This window comes from Thioalkalivibrio sp. ALE14 (assembly GCF_000376845.1).
Taxonomy (GTDB): domain Bacteria; phylum Pseudomonadota; class Gammaproteobacteria; order Ectothiorhodospirales; family Ectothiorhodospiraceae; genus Thioalkalivibrio.
On the sequence record NZ_AQXY01000028.1, the window covers coordinates 1 to 20,166 of the forward strand.

The 20,166-nt window shown below is 68.0% G+C and carries 21 protein-coding genes and 1 pseudogene; 16 read left to right on the forward strand and 6 right to left on the reverse strand.

The window, feature by feature from the left end; translation table 11 throughout:
- The 10 genes from F572_RS0107760 to F572_RS0107805 form a co-directional block, all read left to right on the forward strand.
- Window positions 1–249: integrase core domain-containing protein (locus tag F572_RS0107760; RefSeq protein ID WP_018158313.1), on the forward strand; the 249-nt coding region annotated here is incomplete at its 5' end.
- A gap of 61 nt (window positions 250–310) precedes the next feature.
- The gene (locus F572_RS0107765) at window positions 311–853 is read left to right on the forward strand and encodes an MFS transporter (RefSeq protein ID WP_017940734.1); all 543 of its coding nucleotides are present in this window, start codon (window positions 311–313) and stop codon (window positions 851–853) included.
- Between the two features lie 214 nt (window positions 854–1,067).
- Window positions 1,068–3,179: a molybdopterin-dependent oxidoreductase gene (locus F572_RS0107770; protein WP_017940733.1), complete on the forward strand. Its 2,112-nt coding sequence runs from the start codon at window positions 1,068–1,070 to the stop codon at window positions 3,177–3,179.
- Window positions 3,179–4,018: a hypothetical protein gene (locus F572_RS0107775; RefSeq protein WP_017940732.1), complete on the forward strand. Its 840-nt coding sequence runs from the start codon at window positions 3,179–3,181 to the stop codon at window positions 4,016–4,018. Before F572_RS0107770 ends, F572_RS0107775 begins: the two co-directional genes overlap by 1 nt.
- A gap of 156 nt (window positions 4,019–4,174) precedes the next feature.
- The gene (locus F572_RS0107780) at window positions 4,175–4,657 is read left to right on the forward strand and encodes a hypothetical protein (RefSeq protein WP_017940731.1); all 483 of its coding nucleotides are present in this window, start codon (window positions 4,175–4,177) and stop codon (window positions 4,655–4,657) included.
- A 45-nt stretch (window positions 4,658–4,702) separates the two neighbouring features.
- Window positions 4,703–5,875, forward strand: coding sequence for a hypothetical protein (locus tag F572_RS0107785; protein ID WP_017940730.1), 1,173 nt, complete (start codon window positions 4,703–4,705; stop codon window positions 5,873–5,875).
- Window positions 5,876–5,881: 6 nt separating this feature from the next.
- Entirely contained in the window at window positions 5,882–6,199 is a 318-nt protein-coding gene (locus tag F572_RS15935; RefSeq protein ID WP_017940729.1) for a hypothetical protein, read from the forward strand.
- Complete coding sequence (locus F572_RS0107795) at window positions 6,193–6,696, forward strand: hypothetical protein (protein WP_017940728.1); 504 nt, start codon at window positions 6,193–6,195, stop codon at window positions 6,694–6,696. The genes F572_RS15935 and F572_RS0107795 overlap by 7 nt, the downstream gene beginning before the upstream one ends.
- A 63-nt stretch (window positions 6,697–6,759) precedes the next feature.
- The gene (locus F572_RS0107800; RefSeq protein WP_017940727.1) at window positions 6,760–7,014 is read left to right on the forward strand and encodes a YlcI/YnfO family protein; all 255 of its coding nucleotides are present in this window, start codon (window positions 6,760–6,762) and stop codon (window positions 7,012–7,014) included.
- Window positions 7,015–7,036: 22 nt separating this feature from the next.
- Entirely contained in the window at window positions 7,037–7,336 is a 300-nt protein-coding gene (locus tag F572_RS0107805; protein ID WP_017940726.1) for a type II toxin-antitoxin system RelE/ParE family toxin, read from the forward strand.
- Window positions 7,337–7,444: 108 nt separating this feature from the next.
- Here F572_RS0107805 and F572_RS0107810 read toward each other — a convergent pair whose 3' ends face one another.
- Both F572_RS0107810 and F572_RS0107815 read right to left on the reverse strand, forming a co-directional pair.
- Window positions 7,445–8,191, reverse strand: coding sequence for an RES family NAD+ phosphorylase (locus F572_RS0107810; protein WP_017940725.1), 747 nt, complete (start codon window positions 8,189–8,191; stop codon window positions 7,445–7,447).
- A 12-nt stretch (window positions 8,192–8,203) separates the two neighbouring features.
- Window positions 8,204–8,563, reverse strand: a complete 360-nt coding sequence (locus F572_RS0107815; protein ID WP_017940724.1) for an MbcA/ParS/Xre antitoxin family protein — start codon at window positions 8,561–8,563, stop codon at window positions 8,204–8,206.
- Window positions 8,564–8,789: 226 nt separating this feature from the next.
- On the opposite strand from F572_RS0107815, the gene F572_RS0107820 reads away from it, so the two are divergent.
- Both F572_RS0107820 and F572_RS15275 read left to right on the forward strand, forming a co-directional pair.
- Entirely contained in the window at window positions 8,790–9,116 is a 327-nt protein-coding gene (locus tag F572_RS0107820; protein WP_017940723.1) for a DUF3634 family protein, read from the forward strand.
- A 29-nt stretch (window positions 9,117–9,145) separates the two neighbouring features.
- Window positions 9,146–9,454, forward strand: a pseudogene (locus F572_RS15275) (GIY-YIG nuclease family protein); the annotation flags it as partial.
- 10 nt (window positions 9,455–9,464) lie between these two features.
- Here F572_RS15275 and putP read toward each other — a convergent pair.
- The 4 genes from putP to F572_RS0107845 all read right to left on the reverse strand — a co-directional run bounded on the left by putP (window position 9,465) and on the right by F572_RS0107845 (window position 15,878).
- Window positions 9,465–10,940 (reverse strand): sodium/proline symporter PutP, encoded by a 1,476-nt coding sequence (putP, locus tag F572_RS0107830; RefSeq protein ID WP_017940722.1) that lies wholly within the window; start codon window positions 10,938–10,940, stop codon window positions 9,465–9,467.
- Window positions 10,941–11,072: 132 nt separating this feature from the next.
- Complete coding sequence (putA, locus tag F572_RS0107835) at window positions 11,073–14,762, reverse strand: bifunctional proline dehydrogenase/L-glutamate gamma-semialdehyde dehydrogenase PutA (RefSeq protein WP_017940721.1); 3,690 nt, start codon at window positions 14,760–14,762, stop codon at window positions 11,073–11,075.
- 94 nt (window positions 14,763–14,856) lie between these two features.
- Window positions 14,857–15,198 (reverse strand): cupin domain-containing protein, encoded by a 342-nt coding sequence (locus tag F572_RS0107840; protein WP_017940720.1) that lies wholly within the window; start codon window positions 15,196–15,198, stop codon window positions 14,857–14,859.
- Between the two features lie 74 nt (window positions 15,199–15,272).
- On the reverse strand, window positions 15,273–15,878 hold the full coding sequence (locus tag F572_RS0107845) for a Spy/CpxP family protein refolding chaperone (RefSeq protein WP_017940719.1): 606 nt from the start codon (window positions 15,876–15,878) through the stop codon (window positions 15,273–15,275).
- Window positions 15,879–15,972: 94 nt separating this feature from the next.
- Between F572_RS0107845 and F572_RS0107850 the strand changes: the two genes are divergently transcribed.
- From F572_RS0107850 to F572_RS0107865, 4 genes are all read left to right on the forward strand, one after another.
- A complete protein-coding gene (locus tag F572_RS0107850) occupies window positions 15,973–17,334 on the forward strand; it encodes a GntP family permease (RefSeq protein ID WP_017940718.1) in 1,362 nt (453 codons plus the stop codon).
- A gap of 10 nt (window positions 17,335–17,344) precedes the next feature.
- Window positions 17,345–18,481 (forward strand): glycerate kinase, encoded by a 1,137-nt coding sequence (locus tag F572_RS0107855; protein ID WP_081601983.1) that lies wholly within the window; start codon window positions 17,345–17,347, stop codon window positions 18,479–18,481.
- A gap of 91 nt (window positions 18,482–18,572) precedes the next feature.
- A complete protein-coding gene (locus tag F572_RS0107860) occupies window positions 18,573–19,679 on the forward strand; it encodes an alkene reductase (RefSeq protein WP_017940716.1) in 1,107 nt (368 codons plus the stop codon).
- A gap of 94 nt (window positions 19,680–19,773) precedes the next feature.
- Complete coding sequence (locus F572_RS0107865; RefSeq protein ID WP_017940715.1) at window positions 19,774–20,154, forward strand: hypothetical protein; 381 nt, start codon at window positions 19,774–19,776, stop codon at window positions 20,152–20,154.
- Window positions 20,155–20,166 lie beyond the last annotated feature (12 nt).

Here is a 20,166-nt window from a genome sequence, read left to right on the forward strand (position 1 = left end):
CAGGAACGGCTGGATGCGTTGGGCTTCGTGCCCTCCATGAGCCGCAAGGGCAACTGCTGGGACAACGCGGTGATGGAGCGCTTCTTCGGCGCACTGAAAAGCGAGTGGACCGACGCCCGGACCTACCGTACCCGCGAGGCCGCCCGACTGGATGTCGTGGAGTACATCGAAATGCAGTACAACAGCGTCCGACCCCACACGGCCCTGGGCCAACTTACCCCCCGGGAGTGGGAAAAGGCCGTTGCTTAGAGGGGTGTCCGTTCTCACTTGACCAGAACACCGCGAGGTCCTGCGCGATCCGCGTTTCTACATGGTGCTTCCGGCGCTGATGGGTGCGCCCTTCATCATTACAGCAGTGTTCTTCCACCAGGTGCCGCTGGCGGAATCCAAGGACTGGACACTGGCCTGGCTGGCCTCCAGCTTCGTGGCCTTTGCCGCCACGCACCTGCTGTCGCTGTTCGTAGCCGGGCCGCTGGTGGACCGTTTTGGCTCGCGGCGCCTGCTGCCCTGGCACCTCGCCCCGCTGATCCTGGCCCTGCTGGCACTGAGCCTGCTCGACGGCATCTGGCTTGCGCCGGTTTACCTGGCACTGGCCGGGCTCGGCATGGGCATCGCCAATACCCTGATGGGCGTGATCTGGGCGGAGCTCTACGGCACCACCCACCTGGGCGCGATCCGCGCCGTGGCCCAGTCCGCGATGATCTTCGCCACCGCCGCGGCGCCCGTCGCGGCCGGTGCACTGCTGGACCTGGCGTGGTCGATGGAACACGTGGTGCTGCTGCTCGCCGCCTATGCCGCGGCCGCCTCGATGCTCGCCCGTCACGGCCTCCGAACCCACTCCGGAAGACACTAAAAAGATCCGGGTCGTTGCGCACCGGCGTAGAGGGCGGTTGCTCCGAGCTGTCCCCGGGAAACTGAACAATGCCTGCCTTCGGCAGCATGCTGAACCGCCCGCTCGGCAGACCGGAAGCCCCGTGATTCCAGGCGTTGTTCGAGAGGGACGGGGACTACCGGCATAATCCCTATCCAGCGAACGGGACTGCCGGCAGAACAAGGAACGTCGCGCGATGGCGAGTGTAAAAAGTACCTGCTACGAGTGCGATGCCAACTGCGCGATCGACGTGCACCTCGACACGGACGGCGAGCCCGTCAAGATCGACGGTCCCGACTGCCCGCGCTGCTACGTGCAGCTGGATCGGCGCAACCACCCGGAACGCCTGCTCTACCCGCTGCGGCGGACCGGGGCGCGCGGCAGCGGCGAATTCGAGCGCATCTCCTGGGACGAGGCGCTGGACACCATCGCCGAGCGCCTGCTCGCGACCCGCGAGGAGCACGGCGCCCCGGCGGCGGCCTTCTTCGCCGGCTACACCAAGGAGGCACGCCCGCAGCTCCAGCGTCTGGCGCACGCCTTCGGCTCGCCCAACTACCTGACCGAGAGCGGCTGCTGCTTTTCCTCCACCAAGGTGGCGGAGGAAGTGACCTTCGGCACCAAGATCAAGACCTCCTCCACCGTGGCCTCGGATGCCACCCGCTGCCTGCTGGTGTGGTCCACCAACCCGCGCGGTTCCATCCCGCCGTTCCACCAGCACCCCCTGGCGGCGGCCCGTCCCGGCTGCGCCACCGTGGTAGTGGACCCGCGGGTGACCCCGCTGGCGGAACAGGCCGAGGTGCACCTGCAGATCCGGCCGGGCACGGACGGGGCACTGGCACTGGGCATGCACCACCTGATCTTCGAGAACGGCTGGCAGGACCAGGCCTTCCTCGACGAATGGGGCAACGGGGTGGCGGCCTTCCGCGAGTATGTGGCCGATTTCCCGCCCGAGCGCGTCGCACGAATCTGCGGCATCGATGCCGCCGACCTGGAGCGCGCCGCCGAGCTGTACGCCACCCACGCCCCGGCGCAGATCATGCTCTCGCCCACCGCCACCGTGCAGCACTCCAACGGCTTCCAGAATCACCGCGCGGTGGTCCTGCTGGCGGCGGTCACCGGCAACATCGACCGCGAGGGCGGCAACCGCTTCTTCAACGACAAGATCACGCCGAAGTCGATCGACCTGTTCGACCACTGCCGCGAGAACCTGCCGCCGCGCATCGGCGACGAGACCTACCCGGTGTGGACGGCCCACTGGCCGGCGGCGCAAAGCATGCTGCTGCCGGATGCCATCCTCGAGGGGCAGCCACAGCCCGTTCGCGCCCTGCTGGCGATGGGCATCAACACCGCGATGTGGCCGAACTCGAAGCGCATGGAACAGGCGCTAGGCGCCCTGGATTTCTTCGCCGCGTCGGACTTCTTCCACAACCCGGCCACGCGCATGGCCGACATCGTGCTGCCGGCCGCCACCAGCCTGGAGCGCGCGGCGCTGATCGCCTACCCCGGCTGCAACTTCCGCGGCGAGCTGCGCTATCGCCGCCCGGCCGTCGCCCCGCGCGGCGAGGCGCGCCCGGATGGCGAGGCGTTTCTGGAGCTGGGCGTGCGTCTGGGCATGGCGGATCAGTTCTGGAACGGCGACCTGGAGGCCAGCTGGGCCGAGGCCGCCGAGGGCATACCGGAGGCCATCCGCGAACAGGTCTATAACGACCCGGACGGCGTCACCGTGTTCGCCAAGGCACTGGACGACATGCTTGCGCACGGCTTCGAGGATGGCGACCGCCAGTACCGGATCGACGGGTTTCGCACGGTCAGCGGCAAGGTGGAGTTCGACGCCGAAGAACTGCGCGCGGCCGGGCACGACGGCCTCCCGCTCTACCGTGAACCGGCGGAGAGCCCGGTCTCCACGCCGGAGCTCGCCCGCGACTACCCGCTGGTGCTGACCAGTGGCGCGCGCCACAAGCATGCCACCCACTCGCAGCACCAGTTCCTGGAGCGCATGCGCCGGGCCATGCCCGAACCCCTGGTGGAACTGCACCCGATTGATGCCGCCGCGCGCGGCATCGCGAACGGCGACACGGTCGAGGTGCGCTCGCCGCGCGGGCGCGTCGCATTCGTGGCCCGGGTCACGGCCCGCATCAAGCCCGGCGTGGCCCACTGCCAGCACGGCTGGAACCATGCCAACGTGAACGAACTGACCGACGACCGCTCGCTGGACCCGATCAGCGGCTTCCCCGCCTTCAAGTCGCTGCTGTGCGAGGTGGAACGCCTGCGCGCGAGCCACGAACAGCGGCTGCCGGAGGCCGGCTAGTGCCGTTCGTCGGTGTCCTCCCTGAACGCCGGCACATCTTCCGGCCCGAGCCCCGGCGCGAAGTGGCGGTATCCGATGCCGCCGCCTGGCGGCTCAACCCGGACCACCGCCACATCTACGACAAGCTACGCCTCGCCCTGGATGCCGGGCTCGCGGCGGCCCCCTGCGGCGTCGCGCCAACCGATATGGGGCTGACGGAGGATGACACCGTCTTCGTCAAGCCCATCACAAACCTGGCCGGCATGGGCCTGGATGCGCGCGCCATGCCCGTCGCCGAGGTGCCGGCCGAACCCGGCAGTTTCTGGTGCCAGCGGCTGGAGGGCACCCACACCAGCACCGACTGCTTGGTAGAAAACGGCGCGGTGCGCTGGTTCGCCCACACCCGCGGCTCGGAACAGAAGGACGCCGCGCGCCCGGTCTACTGGGAGATCGGCGCCGCCGTACCCGAAATCGAGCCCTGGATCACCGACTGGGTGCGCCGCAACCTGGCCGGCTACAGCGGCATCTGCAACATCGAACTGATCGGCGGCCAGCCCATCGAGGCCCACCTGCGCGGCTCCAACGGCTTCTTCGACTTCTACGGCCCGGCGTTCATCCCAGCCTGGGTCGCGCTGGCCGACGGCGAGGCGTTCACCCCGCCGCCGCCCATCCCCGGTGGCTTCGTGATCTCGGTGTTCGGCGAGGCCGACCTGCGGGATGCCGACTTCCGGGCCGCCGAGGCGGCCGGCGTGAACCTGCAGCCAGACCCGTCCACCCCGGGCCGCGCCGCCATCCTGCGCTGCCAGGACCGGGACGCCGGCTTCTCCATCTACCAGCGCATCACCGGCCACGCCCTGTAGCGGCGACAACTCACGTACGGGCGGCCCGGGTCAACTCGGCCACCTCGATGCCTCCCATCCGCGCGGGCAGATCAAGGGGTGACAGGCCTGCACCGGGCATCTAGATTAGGGGTGCACCCGATCAACGGGCCCGCAATGTTTCCAGGGAGGGAAACGATGGAGAAGACCCGCCGCAGTTCGGCCCGTCCGGGCCTTGCCTCGTGCACGCGATCGCACCGCCTTTGCGCTTCCACCATCGGGGCCGCGACGCTCGTGTGGTTGCTGCTGCTGGGCCTCATTGTCCCGGCAGAGGCCGATGACTCCCCCGAGATCCTGCACATCCTGAGCCAGTTCGTCGCCGCCAGTACGGCCGCCATGCGCTGCACGGAAGTCGATGGGGATCAGATGATCTCCTTTCTGGCCAACCAGCAGATGATCTATCTGCGCTCCGTCATGGCGCTGGAAGATCAGCACCCCGAAGCTACCCAACAACAGATCGCGGCAACCCTGATGCGTGGCCAGGAAGACATCCAGTCCCAGGTGGGGCAGCGCATCGACGAACACGGCTGTGACGATCCGAACGCCCGGGCACTGATCGAGCTGTTCGCGTTGCAGGCCGAGTGGCGTCCGGGCCGCTCACCCCGGAATGACACCGAGTAGGACCCGACGGGTTCGCTGTCACACGCTGCCACAGGGGACGTGCATATGTGGATGTTGGCCGGGTTGGTCACGATGATCGGAATGGCGGTCATTGGCTATCGCGCCCGAATGGAAGACCGTTGGAAACTGGAAGCCCTCACGCTCATCAACCCGTACACGGGCAAACGGATGGGGGATCCACCCGAGGGTGCGCTTTACAGTGAGCAAGAAACCGGAAGTCGACGCGCCCCCTTGCAACGCATCGGCTTTGACCGGGCGCCGGATATCGAAATGCGCGTCAAGGCCCGGCGCTGGTGGGACTACCCATTTACGGCGATCGGACTCTCCGTGGCCTGCCGCACAGGGAACCGCTCATTCGACCGGGCCTTTTACCAGGTCACGGAGCAGCGAAGCATCTGCCGCGCACTCAAGGGCTGCGCCACGACCCAGGCGCGGATGCTGCGCCTCCTCGATGAATGCGAAAAACAGAACGTCCGGTTTCGTCAGATCCGCGTTCGACGCCAACGGATCTGGGTGGAGGTTAAATCGTCGAGGTGGCGCAAGGAGCCGCGACCGATCCTGCTCGCCCGGGCATTCGTCCCCCTGTTGCGCGACATCTCCGAGGCGCTGGAGGCGGAGATTCCTGCCGCAGTGCGCGGTCGCAGGGAACCATTTGCATGGAAGGCCGCGCTTTTCACGGGTGCCAGCACGGCCCTGCTGTTCGGCGGACTCGTTCTGTTGGCACCGATCATGCTTTCGCCCCTGCCGGCGCCTGCCAGCATGGCTGGCCTCCTGTCGCTTGCGCTCCCCGTCGCCGCGATCGTAATCGGCTCGCTGATGGTGCTGACCATCGTGCTGCTCGGACGGACTTCACGAACGCATCTTGTCCTGCTCGAACTGGCCCTGGTGGGGTACCTCGGTGCCCTGATGACCAGCTACGGCCTGCTGCGAGAAGTGAATATGGCGCTTGATCATGCGGCACCAAACCAGTACGTGGTGGGTTTACAGGAAAAGACCGTCCGGCGCGGGCGGGGCGGCACGCGCCGGTACCTGCGCGTGGCTGGCTGGGACGGTCCTCAGTCGCGGATGGGGGTGCAGGTCGGTGGTGCGCTCTACCGGTCGGTACGCGAGGGGGACCAGCTGCTACTGGAGGAATATCCAGGCCGGCTCGGCGTTCCCTGGATCCAGATGCATGCCGCGCTTCCGAATATCCAAAACGCGCCCTACGACGGGAAATAATGGTCCATGTACAGTCTGGCTCTTCTCACATGGTGGCTGTCTTTTCTTTCTATTTACGCGACTCTCTTCGCGCTGATAATCCTTGGCTCGCGTAGCCGCGCTCGCCTGGGTACACGGGCGTTCTACGCGGGCCTGGCATTATTGGCCCCGTTTTCGGTGCTTTTCCTGGGAATCTTGCATGTGGCCGACGGGGCACCTCGATGGCTCAAGATGACGCTCGTGTTCTACATCCCGGTCCTGATGCCGTACCTGGTCCGCACCCTATTTGTGTTCCGCGGATCCATGCGTAACGGACTGCGTGCATTCAAGGGGAGGGAATGGTGAAAATCGTGAGAATAGTGCTCAAGGTCGCCACGCTCGTGGCGCTGGCCGTCTCCAGCGTGATTTTTGTCTGGTTCCTGGCCTGGGTTTTCTGGCTGGCCAACGACTATTTCTCGCCGGATCAAGGACTCAACCAGCTCTTCGACGAAGCGTCGCAGCGCTTTGCGCGGGAACAGGGCCTGAGCGAAGAGGAATTCATGGGGGCCCGGCTCCTCTTTGAAGCGAGAAGCCTGTTCGCCGCACTCGCAGGATTGTGGGGCTGGATCGCCCTCTATGCGGGCGCGTTCATGATGAACCGGCCTTTCGGCAAGGTGCCACTGGCTATCAAGATGGGGCTGGTCGCGGGCATTCTGGCGTCTCTTGCCATTCCGTCTACCGGCATAACGCTCGCAAAGTACCCGATCATCACCGCCATGCTGCTATTCACCATCTGGTGGCTGAACACCTCAGACGCCGCGGCCGGAAAGGGACTATCTGAACCGTCAAAGGGTTCGGAATAAGTGCGCCTGGGTACTGTATCGCATATGCGATACAGTACCGGGAGGTTGAGCCGGAGACGGACCATGAAGAATGCGACGTTACCCGCCCTGCGGGTCAGTGATGCGTTTCGCCACCAGGTCGAGCAGGCCCTGGGCGAGGAAGAAACGCTATCGGCGTTTATCGAGGATGCCGTGCGTCACGAGATTCACCGCCGCCAGGCGCGCGCCCAATTTCTGGAGCGCGGGCTGGAATCCGCGCGTAACGCCCGGGAGACCGGTGTGTACTATCCGGCGCAATCGGTCCTGGACGAGCTCGACCAGATGTTGAGCACGAAATAGCCCGTCCACCGGAGGCTCAAGGATGAGTTACTCGGTCCGCTTTACGGCGCAGGCACGCGACGACCTGATGCGGCTTGTCGCATTCCTGGCAGAACAGGATCCGACAGCCGCAAACCGCGCCCGCACGGCCATTGGCCAGGCCGTATCCCTACTGGAAACTTTCCCGCTGAGCTGCCGTACGCTGGACCCCGCCCATCCCCACATCCGAGAGCTCCTGATCCCTTTTGGCCGTTCGGGCTACGTGGCCCTGTTCGAAATTGACGATGCCGAAAGGGTGACCCTCCTCGCGTTTCGTCATCAGCGCGAAGACGACTACTTCTGACATTTTCCTGCAGGCATACGCCATCGAAAGAACGGGGCCCTGTGGGCGGGTCCGACCGATTGCCACGGCCTCTGCGAGGCCTCGCAATGACGGGTGTGGGTACGGCTGTCAGGCGGGGAGCGGCAGCCGGCCCTGGTAGTGGAACTGGGTCAGGGGGAGGTCGTGCAGGGCACCGTCGCGGGGTTTGAGGAAGCGGACGTGGTCGGCGGTGAGCTGGCACAGCCAGGCGTCCTGGCGGGTGGGCCGCAGACGGGTGAACGGGCGCGGATCGAACAGTGCCAGATTGGGGCCGCCATGCGGATCGCGGGCGGATGCGTACTCGAACAGGTCGATGTCGGTCTCGCGCAGCGCGGCACCCAGAGCCTGGGTGGCCTGATAGTCGGCGGGGTGACGCAACAGGTCCGCGTGTTCAGCGAACGGGGGCTGATGGAGCTGCAGGCCGTTAACACTCTGGTAGCGCGCGGCGAACAGGGTGTGCTGCGTGTCGAGCTTGGAGGGCGGCGGGGTCGCCATGCCGTACCAGAAAACGAAGCGGTAAAAGGCCGCCTCAGCGAGGACCGTGCGCTCGCGCAGGGCACCGTAGAACAGGCTGGGCTCGTGGCGACGGCCGAAGCGCGAACCATGGCGCAGCGGCGGATACCGAAACGGGGTCGCCAGCAGGTAGTGCAGCCGTTCCGTACCCGGGCGCAGGGGCGGCTTGGTCGCCTCCAGCATCGCCTCCAGCACGGCCTGGCGGTCGAGCGAGGAAACGAGCTGGTTGGTGGCCACCTGCTCCTGGCTCTCGACCAGACGCAGGACCTCGCCTCGCAGCGTGACGCGCGGCGCGGCCTCGATCAGCGCATTCCAGTCCGGCATGTCAGCCCCGCCTCACAGCTTGCCGCGGATGGCGTCGAGATACTCAAGCACGCCCACCAGCCCCTGCACCGTGCGGATCTGCTCGGCCGGCACACCGCCGGTGTGATGATTCGGCGTGTGCATCCAGTGCTTCATGGCCGCGGCATCCCCACCGGTCAGAACGTACAGGGCGCGATAGCAGCGGATCAACAACAGTGCCAGTTCGCCCGGCTTGCTGGACGGATCGATATTGCCGCGGCTGATGTCCGTGCGCCCGCGCCCGACGACCTGACCCAGCTCCGCCTGGGTCAGACCCAGCGCCTTCCCGGCATTGACCAGCGCCTCGCGCAGGATATCGGCGCGTTCCGGAGCCAGGGCTTCCGCAGCGTTCATGGCGCACCTCCAAGTCAGTGCATATCGCACATTGTACTATTAATTGTGCAAACCGAACATTCTGTTTCCACATCACCGCCCTCCGGCCAGCACGCGGAAGTTCGGACCTGTGCCGCCCGGTTGACGCGCCCACGGGCCCGCATAACCGCACTCGGGTGCTACGATCGGCCCAGTCCATTTGCACAAGGCCCGTGTCCTTCGGGCCCATCCCACTGGAGGGGACGCCATGCTGATCTCGTTGCTGTTGATGATTGCCTTGCTGCTGGTCGCGGGCGCCCTGCTGATCTGGCAGGTCAGCATCATCTTCAGCATCGAGATCGAGGACGGTCATCCGCGGACCCGCCGCGGTGATCCGCCAAAGACGTTCCAGCACACGGTGCGGGATGTGGCGCGGCGCTACGGCATCCAGAAGGGCCGGCTGACCGCGATCCGCCGCCAGAACGGATTGCGCCTGCGCGGCTCGGCCTCCATCCCGAAGGAGGCGCATGCCGAGCTGCAGGCCGCGCTGCAGCGCATCAAGGTCGGCCAGAAGCGCCGCAAGAAGCGCCGGTGAACCCGACCGCACCGGCACAGCCCGTGACCATGGCGCCAGCCGTGGCCGCGCCGGAACAGCGCGACGGGACCTGGTACGTCTACCTGCTGGAGTGCCGGGGCGGTCGCATCTACACCGGGATCACGCCGCAGCTGGCGGCGCGCATGGCCGCCCATGCCGCCGGCCGCGGGGCCCGCTTCACCCGCATGCACCGGCCCGTGCAGCTACTGGCGGCCCGGGGCTTTGCCTCGCGCAACGAGGCCTTGCGGGAGGAACACCGGATCAAGCAGACCTCGCCGCGGGCCAAGCGAGCCCTGGCCCTCCAGTGGGCCCGGGAGGCCGCCATCGACCGGTCCCCTGGCACCGGGATTACTCCGCCGGGCGCCGCCGCGACTCCTGGAACTGGCGCTGCACCGACTCGGACGGACCGCCGGTCAGCAGGCTGACGACGACGATGGCCACAGTGGCGAAGATGAAGCCGGGCAGCAGCTCGTAGACGTCGAACAGGCCACCTTCGGCCTGATTCCAGAGGATCACGGTGACCGCGCCGACCACCATTCCCGCCAGTGCCCCGTTGCGCGTCATCCGCGACCAGTACAGCGCCAGGATGATCACCGGGCCGAAGGCCGCGCCGAACCCGCCCCAGGCGTAGGCCACCAGATCCAGCACCCCGGCCTCCGGCGCCATGGCCAGCAGCAGCGCGATCAGCGAGACCCCCAGCACCGCGGCACGGCTGATCCACACCAGCTCGGTTGCCCCGGCCTCGCTGCGCAGGATGCCGCGATAGAAGTCGTTGGTGATGGCACTGGCGGAGACGATCAGTTGCGAGTCGATGGTGCTCATGATCGCGGCGAGGATCGCCGCCATCAGGATGCCCGCCACCCAGGGGTTGAACAGCGCGCGGATCAGCTCGATCAGCACGGTCTCGCCGTCAGCCAGCGGGGCGTCGGCAAAGTAGGCGATCCCCATGTAACCGGTGGCCACCGCGCCGATCAGGGCCAGGACCATCCAGGTCATGCCGATCAACGTGGCACGCGGTACATCCCGTTCAGAGCGCAGCGCCATGAAGCGCGCCAGGATATGCGGCTGACCGAAATAGCCCAGACCCCAGGCCAGCAGGGAGAGCATGCCAAGGAAGGTCATACCCTGGAGCACCTGGGCATGCGTCGGGTCCACGGCGGCGACCTCGCTCTGCACGCTGCCCCAGCCACCGACCAGCACCACCGCGAACATCGGTACCACCAGCAGCGTCAGGAACATCAGGATGCCCTGGAGGAAGTCGGTCCAGCTGACCGCCAGAAAGCCGCCGAGGAAGGTGTAACTGATAATCACGATGGCGCCGACCCACACCGCGGTCTCGTAGTCCATGCCGAACGAGCTCTGGAACAGCAGCCCGCCACCGACCAGACCGGCCGAGATGTAGAGCGTAAAGAACACCAGGATCACGATCGCGGAGACCACCCGCAGGATGCGCGTGCGGTCCTCGAAGCGGTTCTCGAGGAAGTCCGGGATGGTCAGCGAGTCCTTCGCAAGCTCGGTGAAGCGCCGCAAGCGCCCGGCCACGAACAGCCAGTTCAGCAGTGCCCCGACCACCAGGCCCACCCCGATCCACAACTCGGACAGCCCGGACACATAGACCGCACCGGGCAGCCCGAGCAGCAGCCACCCGCTCATGTCCGAGGCCCCGGCACTCAGCGCCGCCACCCCCGGCCCCAGGCGGCGCCCGCCGAGCACGTAGTCCGACAGCGTGGTGGTCGTGCGATAGGCCGCGATCCCGAGGATCAGCATGGCCGCCAGATAGGCGGCAAAGGTCACCAGGGTGGGCATCGGCATGTTGATATCCATGGAGCTTCTCCTCGTATCAGGCCGATGGCCCTTGTTGTCGTGGTGCGCGGTCGCGTCTCGATCGAGTGTAGAAGACGCCGTGCCGCCCGGCGGCCCCGGGTCGTCAGCGAAGCGTGATCCTCACGCCCACGGTCAGTCGGCCGCCGCCAGCAGGCTGGCGTTGCCGCCGGCGGCGGTGGTGTCGATGCACAGGTGGCGCTCGACCACGTAGCGTTCGGGCGCGATGGGGGCGGTCTCCAGCGCGACAATCGCCCCATCGCGTTGCGCCAGCGCCTGACGCAACGCACGGGTCCAGTCGCTGGCGCCGGACGCGGCCACCGCGACCAGCCCGTCCAGTGCAGCCAGCGTCTCCGGTTCCACCGCGCCATCGACCCCCGTCACGGGCACGCCGGTCTTGTGCAGCGTGCGCGCCGTGCGGTCGGCGCCCGGGGCCACCATGACCACCGGACACCCCGCCCCCAGCGCCTGCACCGCCTGCGCCAGCGCGAGCGCCGCACCCGGCCCCAGGCACAGCACCGGGCCGCGGGGATAAAGGCTCAGGCGGTTGCTCTCGCCGGTCGGGCCCGGCAGCGTCTGCGGGCTCATGTCGAACGCCGCGGTCGCGGCCAGCGCCTTGCGCAGCAGGCCCGTGCGCTCCGGCAGTGCGCGGCGCAGTACCTCCATGCGATCCGTGCGCGCGGCCCAGTCATCGGCATCCAGCGCGTCCAGGGCCTGCTGCAGAACCTTGCGCGCGACGCCTGCGCCCCCCGGCTCCGGCGCGGCGGGTACTTCCGCGGGTGTGCCGGGCCGGCGCCCGAAACGGGTCAGGTACAGCGGCCCGCCCGCCTTCGGGCCGGTGCCGGAGAGTCCCTCGCCGCCGAACGGCTGGGAGCCGACGATGGCGCCGATCTGGTTGCGGTTGACGTACTGGTTGCCGACCCGCAGACGCTCCACCACCTGCTGCACGCGATCATCAATGCGGGTATGCAGGCCGAAGGTCAGGCCGTAACCACGGGCATTGATGGCATCCACCACGGCGTCCAGATCCCGGGCGCGAAAGCGCGCGACATGCAGGACCGGCCCGAACACCTCGCGCTCCAGCGCCTCGATCCCCGGGAGCCTGACGATAGAGGGGGCGACGAAGCGCCCCGCCTCCGGCACCGGCAGCGACTTCACCAGCCGGCCGTTCTCCGCCTGTGCCTTCAGGTAGTCGCGGATATCCGCCTGTGCCTCGGCATCGATCACCGGGGAGACGTCGGTTGCCAGCTGCCAGGGATCGCCGATGGTCAAGGCATCCATCGCGCCCCGCAGCATCTCCATCAGGCGGTCATGGGCCTCGTCCTGCACGTAGAGCATGCGCAGCGCCGAGCAGCGCTGGCCGGCCGACTGGAAGGCGGAGGCGAGGATGTCGCGCACGGCCTGCTCGGTCAGGGCGGAGCTGTCCACGATCATCGCGTTCAACCCGCCGGTCTCGGCGATCAGCGCGGCATCCGGCCCGGCGTTGTCCGCCAGGCTGCGGTGGATCAGCTGCGCGACCTCGGTGGAACCGGTGAAGCAAACCCCGGCGATCCGTGGATCGGCGGTCAACGGCCCGCCTACGGTCGGACCATCACCCGGAAGCAGCTGCAAAGCGGTCTCCGGCAGGCCGGCCTCGCGCATCAGTTCCACCGCGCGGGTAGCGATCAGCGGGGTCTGCTCGGCGGGCTTGGCGACTACCGTATTGCCCATCGCCAGGGCTGCGGCGACCTGACCGGTAAAGATCGCCAGCGGGAAGTTCCACGGGCTGATGCAAACGAACACCCCGCGCGGCTCAAGCTCCGCCTCCTGCGCCAGCCGCTCGGCCTCGCCGGCGTAGTAGCGCAGGAAGTCGGCCGCCTCGCGTACCTCGGCGATGCCGTCCCAGACGGTCTTGCCGGCCTCGCGATTGGCCAGGGCGATCAGCTCGGGGGCATGCGCCTCGTAGCGATCCGCGATGGCGCGCAGCAGGTCCGCCCGCGCCGCGACCGAGTGCGCCGACCAGTCGACGAATCCGGACAGCGCCGTTCCCAGCGCCTGTTCGACCTCCTCCACCGTGGCCTCGCGCACCTCACCCACCACGTCGTCCGGATTGGCGGGCGCGACCGCGTCACGGTACTCGCCCTGCGCCGCGTGGCCGGCCGCCAGCATCGGTGCAGCGCGCCAGCGGCTCTGCACGAAGGCCTCGCGCGCCTCCAGCAGCGGCAGGATGGAGGCGGGCTCGTTGACGCGGTAGCCGCGCGAGTTCTGCCGCTGCGGCCGGTAGAGATCGGCCGGGTCGCGGATGGCCGGGTTGGGAATGGCGTCGCCCAGGGCATCCAGATCGGCGAGCGGATCGCGGGCGATCTCCGCCGGCGGGATCGCGCTGTCCACCACCTGGTTGACGAAGGAGCTGTTCGCGCCGTTCTCCAGCAAGCGGCGCACGAGATAGGCCAGCAGATCGCGATGCGCGCCTACCGGGGCGTAGATACGGCAGCGGGTGCCGGCCGTGGCCTTGACGATGGCGTGCACCGACTCGCCCATGCCGTGCAGGCGCTGGAACTCGAAGCCGTCGCGGTCGTCCCCGGCCATCGCCAGGATCGCCGCACAGGTGTGCGCGTTGTGGGTCGCGAACTGCGGGTAGATGCGGTCGCGCCGGTCCAGCAGCATCTGCGCGCAGGCGATGTAGCTAACGTCGGTGTTCACCTTGCGCGTGAATACCGGGAAGTGTTCCACGCCCAGCTCCTGCGCCAGCTTGATCTCGGTATCCCAGTAGGCGCCCTTGACCAGGCGCACCATGATCCGCCGGTCCAGGCGTTCCGCCAGCGCGTACAGCGCCTCGATCACCGGCGCCGCGCGGCGGCCGTAGGCCTGCACGACCACGCCAAAGCCCTCCCAGCCAGCCAGCTCCGGATCGGCCAGCAGGGCCTCGATCACGTCCAGCGACAGGTCCAGGCGATCCTGCTCCTCGGCGTCGATGTTGAAGCCAATCCCGGCGCGCGCGGCCTGCCGGGCGAGTTCCCGCGCCCGCGGAACCAGTTCCGCCATCACCGTCTCGCGGTGGGTGTACTCGTAGCGCGGGTGCAGCGCGGAGAGCTTGACCGAGATGCCGGGGCTGGAGCGCACGTCGCCCTGCGCCTGTTTCGCGATCTCGGCGATCGCCGCGGCATAGGCCTGGTGATAGCGCCGCGCATCGGCATCGGTGCGCGCGGCCTCGCCCAGCATGTCGTAGGAATAGGCATAGCCCTCGCGCTCCATCTCGCGGGCATTGCGCATCCCCTGCGCGATCGTCTCGCCGAGCACGAACTGGCGGCCCAGCAGCTTCATCGACTGCGCCACCGCGGTGCGCACCAGCGGCTCGCCCACGCGCCGGATCAGACCGCGCAGTGCGGCGGCCGGGCGCTGCGGGTCGTCGTTCAGTACCTTGCCGGTCAGCATCAGCGCCCAGGTGGAGGTGTTCACCAGCGACGACGAGGAACGCCCGAGGTGGGCACCCCAGTCAGACGGCTCGATCTTGTCCTGGATCAGCTCGTCGATGGTCTCGGCATCCGGCACCCGCAGCAGGGCCTCGGCCAGGCACATCAGGCCGACCCCCTCCTCGGTGGACAGGCCGTACTCGGCCAGGAAGCTCTCCATCATCGACGGCGACGTCTCGGCACGAACCCGCTCGACGATCCGCGCGCCCTCGGCAGCGATGCGGGCCCGGGGCTCGGCATCCAGCCGGATGCCCGCCCGCAGCTCGCGCAGCACGGCCGCCTCGTCGGTCCGATAGGCCTCGCGGATGCGCGCGCGGTGGGGATCGAGCGCCGGGTCGATTACCGGATCCTGGCGTGCGTCGGGCTGCGTCATCGGCCTGCTCCTGCGTTGTCGGCAATGGCTCGACCAGGCTTCGCCTTGCCAGGTCCCGGTCCCTGCCTGGAGGCGTAGACCGGGACGGGCGGGTTCACAGGTGCCCCGTCTTCACGTAGATCAGGGTCTCCTGCTCCACCCAGGGGTTGTGCTGGCTCAAGTGCGGGCTGCGCATCCAGGTGCCGGCCGGATAGCGCCCGTGATCGTCGATGAATTCGCCGGACAGCACCAGGATCTCCTCGCCCAGCGCGTGCGTGTGCGGCGGGAAGCGGGCGCCCGGCTCGAACTGAACGATGCTGGTCGCGCGACCCGCTTCCGCCTGTTCGCGTTCCAGCGGCTTGCGCACCACGCCCTCGGCGCGGCTGCCGCTCCAGGGCTGCGCCGCCGTCTCCACGACCACCACCGTATCCAGTTCCAGGTTCAGGGCTTCCGTCATGCGCACTCCGATCGTCCTTTCCAATCGTACGCGGTGCCATCCGGTTAGTTCCTTGCCAGGAAGGTGACGGGCATTCAGTGGTGATGACCCGAGTGGCCGTGATGAGGGTCATGGGAGTCATCCCCCGGGTGATCGGCGTGATAACCGCGGGCCTCGCGGTAGCGCGCCTTCTGCTCTTCGTCGAGCAGCGCATCCATCTTCAGGTGATAGGACAGATGCAGGTGGCGCAGGCGGCCTCGCAGCTCGCCAATCTCGAGCGCGAGCGTCTCGATGGTCTCGCTGGAGATCCCACCCTCCGCGAAGCGTGCGTCCAGTCCCCTTTCGCGCTCCACGATGCGCCGGCCCAGTTCGCGCGCTTGCTCGCGCATGGTCTCGAACAGCCGCTCGGTCTCGCGGTGTTGTTCGACGGTCAGATCCAGCTCCTCCGCCACCTCCAGCACATGCAGCGGGCCCGGGTAGCCGTGCAGCTCGGCCGGCAGTGCCATGCCCATGCCGCGTCCTTCCAGCAGGTCCTCGGTTTCCTGCGCTGAGAGTGCCTTGATCTCGCGCTCCTGCAGCCCGGAATACGGATTGGCCGCAGCCGGCGCCGCAACGACCAGGGCAAGCCCCACAACCAGCCACCCGGAAAAACGGAGTACGGGATGCATGATGGAACCCTCGACGGTAAAAAGTGTGCGCATTGTAGATCACGGGCGATCTCGGGGCGCGGGATCACTACGGGACGTCTAGACTCCAGAGCGGCACCCAGAACAACCAAAACAGAATGGACGCGACATGCTGATTATCGGACTGATTGTGGTCGTTGCCGCGCTGGTGTTCGCCACCGCGAAACTGCGCGTACATCCGTTTCTCGCCCTGCTGATCGCCGCCTTCGCGATGGCGATCATCGGCGGCATCGCGCCGCGCGAGGCGATCAGCGTCATCAACGACGGCTTCGGCAGCACCCTGGGCTACATCGGCATCGTGATCGCCCTGGGGACGATCATCGGGGTCATCCTCGACCGCACCGGCGCGGCCGTGGTGATGGCGGAGGCGATCATCCGCGCGCTGTCCGACCGCTTCCCCACCCTGACGGTCTCGATCATCGGCTACATCGTGTCCATCCCGGTGTTCTGCGACTCCGGCTACGTGATCCTGAACTCGCTGAAAAACGCGCTGGCCAGGACCGCCGGCATCTCGGTGGTGGCCATGAGTGTCGCGCTGGCGACCGGGCTGTTCGCCACGCACAACTTCGTGCCGCCCACCCCCGGCCCGATTGCGGCGGCCAGCAACATCGGCATCGCCGATGCCCTGGGCCTGGTGATCCTGGTCGGGCTGTTCGTCTCGGCCGTAGCGGCCGCAGTGGGCTGGCTGTGGGCCAGCCGCTACGCGCATGCCAATGACGAAGAGCTGCTGGAACCGGACCCGATCAGCGAGGCCACCGGGCAGGAGGTCGAGAGGGAAGAGATCAAGCTGGAGCACCGTCCGACGACCCTGGGCGCGTTCATGCCGATCCTGGCGCCCATCGTGCTGATCTCCATCGGCTCCGTTGCCTCGCTGGCCACCCGCGATACCGACGCCGGCCTGTTCGCCGCCGCGCTGATCTTCCTCGGGACCCCGGTGGTGGCGCTGGCGATCGGCGTGATCTTCGCCCTGCTGCTGATCAAGGGCGCCGGCATCAAGGATCGCTTCCACCAGATGACGGTCGACGCCATCCTGCTGGCGGCCCCGATCATCCTGATCACCGGGGCCGGCGGCGCCTTCGGCAACGTGCTGCGCGAGACCCCGATCGGCGATCAGCTGGGCGACCTGCTGAGCGGTCTGGGCCTGGGCCTGCTGGTGCCGTTCCTGATCGCGGCGGCGCTGAAGTCCGCCCAGGGCTCGTCCACCGTGGCACTGGTCACCGCCTCCAGCATGATCGCGCCGATGCTGGCCTCGCTGGGGCTGGATTCGACCATGGGAATGGTCCTGGCCGTGATGGCGGTGGGTGCCGGTGCGATGACCGTCTCGCACGCCAACGACAGCTTCTTCTGGGTGGTCACCCAGTTCAGCCGCATGAAGGTGTCCACCGCGTACAAGGTGTTCACCACCGCCACGCTGCTACAGGGCATCAGCGCAATGATCACCATCTACATCCTGGGGCTCATTTTTGTCTGACCAATTCCGGGTGGTGGTATGCCCGGACAGCTACAAGGGCAGCCTGGAGGCCGAGGACGTGGCCGCCGCCATGGCCCGCGGGGTGCATGCCGCCCGACCGGATGCCCGGGTACGCTCCCTGCCCATGGCGGATGGCGGTGAGGGCACGGCCCGACTCGTCAGCCACACCCTTGGCTGGGACTGGCACCTGTCGGATGTGACCGGCCCCACCGGCGCCCACCTGAGCGCTGGCTGGGGTTGTGACCACCACGAGCAACGGGCGGTCATTGATGTCGCCTCCGCCTGCGGGCTGGACCAGATCCCGGACGACCGGCACGCCCCCTGGCAGCTCCACAGCTTCGGTGTCGGCGAACTGATGCGGGCGGCCCTGGACGCGGGCGCGGAACACCTGCTGATTGGCCTCGGCGGCAGCGGCACGGTGGATGGCGGGGCAGGCATGCTGGCCGCCCTAGGCGTGCGTTTCCTGGATGGTCACGGGCAGGTCCTCCCGCCGCACCCCGCGGGCCTCGAGACCCTCCAGCGGGTGGACTTCGAGGGGCTGGATCCACGCCTGAAGACGGCGGACATCACCATCCTGAACGACGTCGACAACCCGCTGACCGGAGCCCATGGCGCGGCCGCCGTATTCGGCCCGCAAAAGGGCATTAAGGCAGACGACATCCCGGCAATGGATGCCCACCTGGAACGCCTGGCCCAATGCATCGAGACCGCCGGGCACCTCCAACGTCCCATCGAAACCCCCGGCGCCGGCGCCGCCGGCGGGATCGGGTTCGCCCTGGACTGCGTCCTCGGGGGCCGTTCACGCATGGGCGCGGGCTACCTGGCCGAGCTGATCGGACTGGATGCCGCGATCCGCGAATCCGACCTGGTCATCACCGGCGAGGGCCAGCTGGACGGCCAGACCTCGCACGGCAAGGTGGTCGCGGAGGTCGTCCGGCGCGCCCGGGAGCAACAGGTTCCGGTGGTGGCGGTCGCCGGCTCCATTGCCTGCGATGCGGCCGAACTGGCCGCCTTCGGCCTGAGCGACGCCCGCGCCCTGTGCGACGGCAGCATCACCCTGGACCAGGCCCTGGCCCGCCCCGCACACTACATCGCCGAGCGCACCCGTGCCCTGATCGAGGCGGCCGAGCCGGGTATCCGACCGTGAAGCAGCGGAATGCTCCCGTCTGAAAGGAACGTGTTCGGTTGATCCGGGTCCGAACCGCAGCACGGATCGATACGAACCCCAAGGAAGCCCCATGAACAAGCAGGACGACGCCCTTTTTCGCCTCTATACCCTGGGCCCGCTGGAGTTGCCAAACCGGGTACTGATGTCGCCGCTGACGCGCTCGCGTGCGGCGCAGCCGGGCGACGTGCCCACCGACCTGAACGCCGAGTACTACGCCCAGCGCGCCGGTGCCGGCCTGATCATCAGCGAGGCGACGCAGGTCTCGCCGCAGGGCAAGGGGTATGCGTTCACCCCGGGCATCCACTCGCAGGAGCAGGTGGACGGCTGGCGCAAGGTCACCGAGGCCGTGCATCGCGCCGGGGGACGCATCCAGGCACAGCTGTGGCATGTGGGCCGCATCTCGCGCCCGGAGCTGCAGCCCGATGGCCAGAAGCCGGTCGCCCCCTCCGCCATTCAGCCCGAGGGGGCCTACACCTTCATCAGTGCCGAATCCGGCATGGTCGAGGTACAGGAACCCCGCGCACTGGAGCTCGACGAACTACCCGGCATCGTGGAGCAGTATCGCCAGGGCGCGCAAAACGCCAAGGCGGCGGGCTTCGACGGCGTGCAGATCCACGCGGCCAACGGCTACCTGCTGGACCAGTTCATCCGCAGTGGCAGCAACCATCGCACCGACGCCTACGGGGGCTCGGTGGAGAACCGCATCCGCCTGCCGCTGGAGGTGGTGCGCGCCGTGATCGAGATCTGGGGACCGGAACGTGTCGGCATCCGCGTGAGCCCCACCGGCAGCTTCAATGGCATGCACGACGATGACCCGCTGGCCACCTACAGCGCCTTCGCCGAGGCCCTGGACGCTACCGGCATCACCTACATCGAGGTGGTGGAGGACTCCTTCCAGGGCAACCACGAGACCGGTCGCCCGGAATCCATCATCGACGCGATCCGCTCGCGCTTCAGCCGGACCTACATCGGCAACGGCGCCTACACCGCCGACGAGGCCCGCCAGCGCATCGACGCCGGCCGCTGCGACCTGGTGACCTTCGGCCGCCCGTTCATCGCCAACCCGGACCTGCCCGAGCGCTTCCGCCGGGACGCCCCGCTCAACGAATGGGACGAAGCCACCTTCTACGGCGGCGACGAACACGGCTACACCGACTACCCGGCGCTATCCGACTGAAACCGGCCCCCGGGGGTCCCCGGGCGCCATTTACGCAACCCATGCACGCGTGGCGTCTTGCCCTTGTCCTGGACCCGGCGTAGATTGCGGCTCGATGCGCACTGCCAACCGTCATACGTGGCTGCACGCCCTGCTGGTCCTGAGCCTGGTGCTGGCCGTGCCCCTGCTGCAGGGCGCGGGGCTGCATCTGCACGTGGGCGACCACGATCATCACGATCACCCCTCGCCGCTGCATGCGGCGCACGATGCCGAGCATGTGCACCATCATGACGAGGCGGCCGAGATCGATCTGACGCCGCAGGCCACCGGCAAGCCGGTGACCGGGTTCGATCTGCCCGGCGCCGCCCTGCCCACCACGGCCGGCGGCCTGTCCGTGGCGTCGGCGCGCGCACCCCCCCGCCACGCGGACCTCCCCTGGCCCCATTACGCATCTCCTCCCTGGCTCGCGCCGCCGCTGCGCGGGCCGCCCGCCTGACCCGTTGATTCG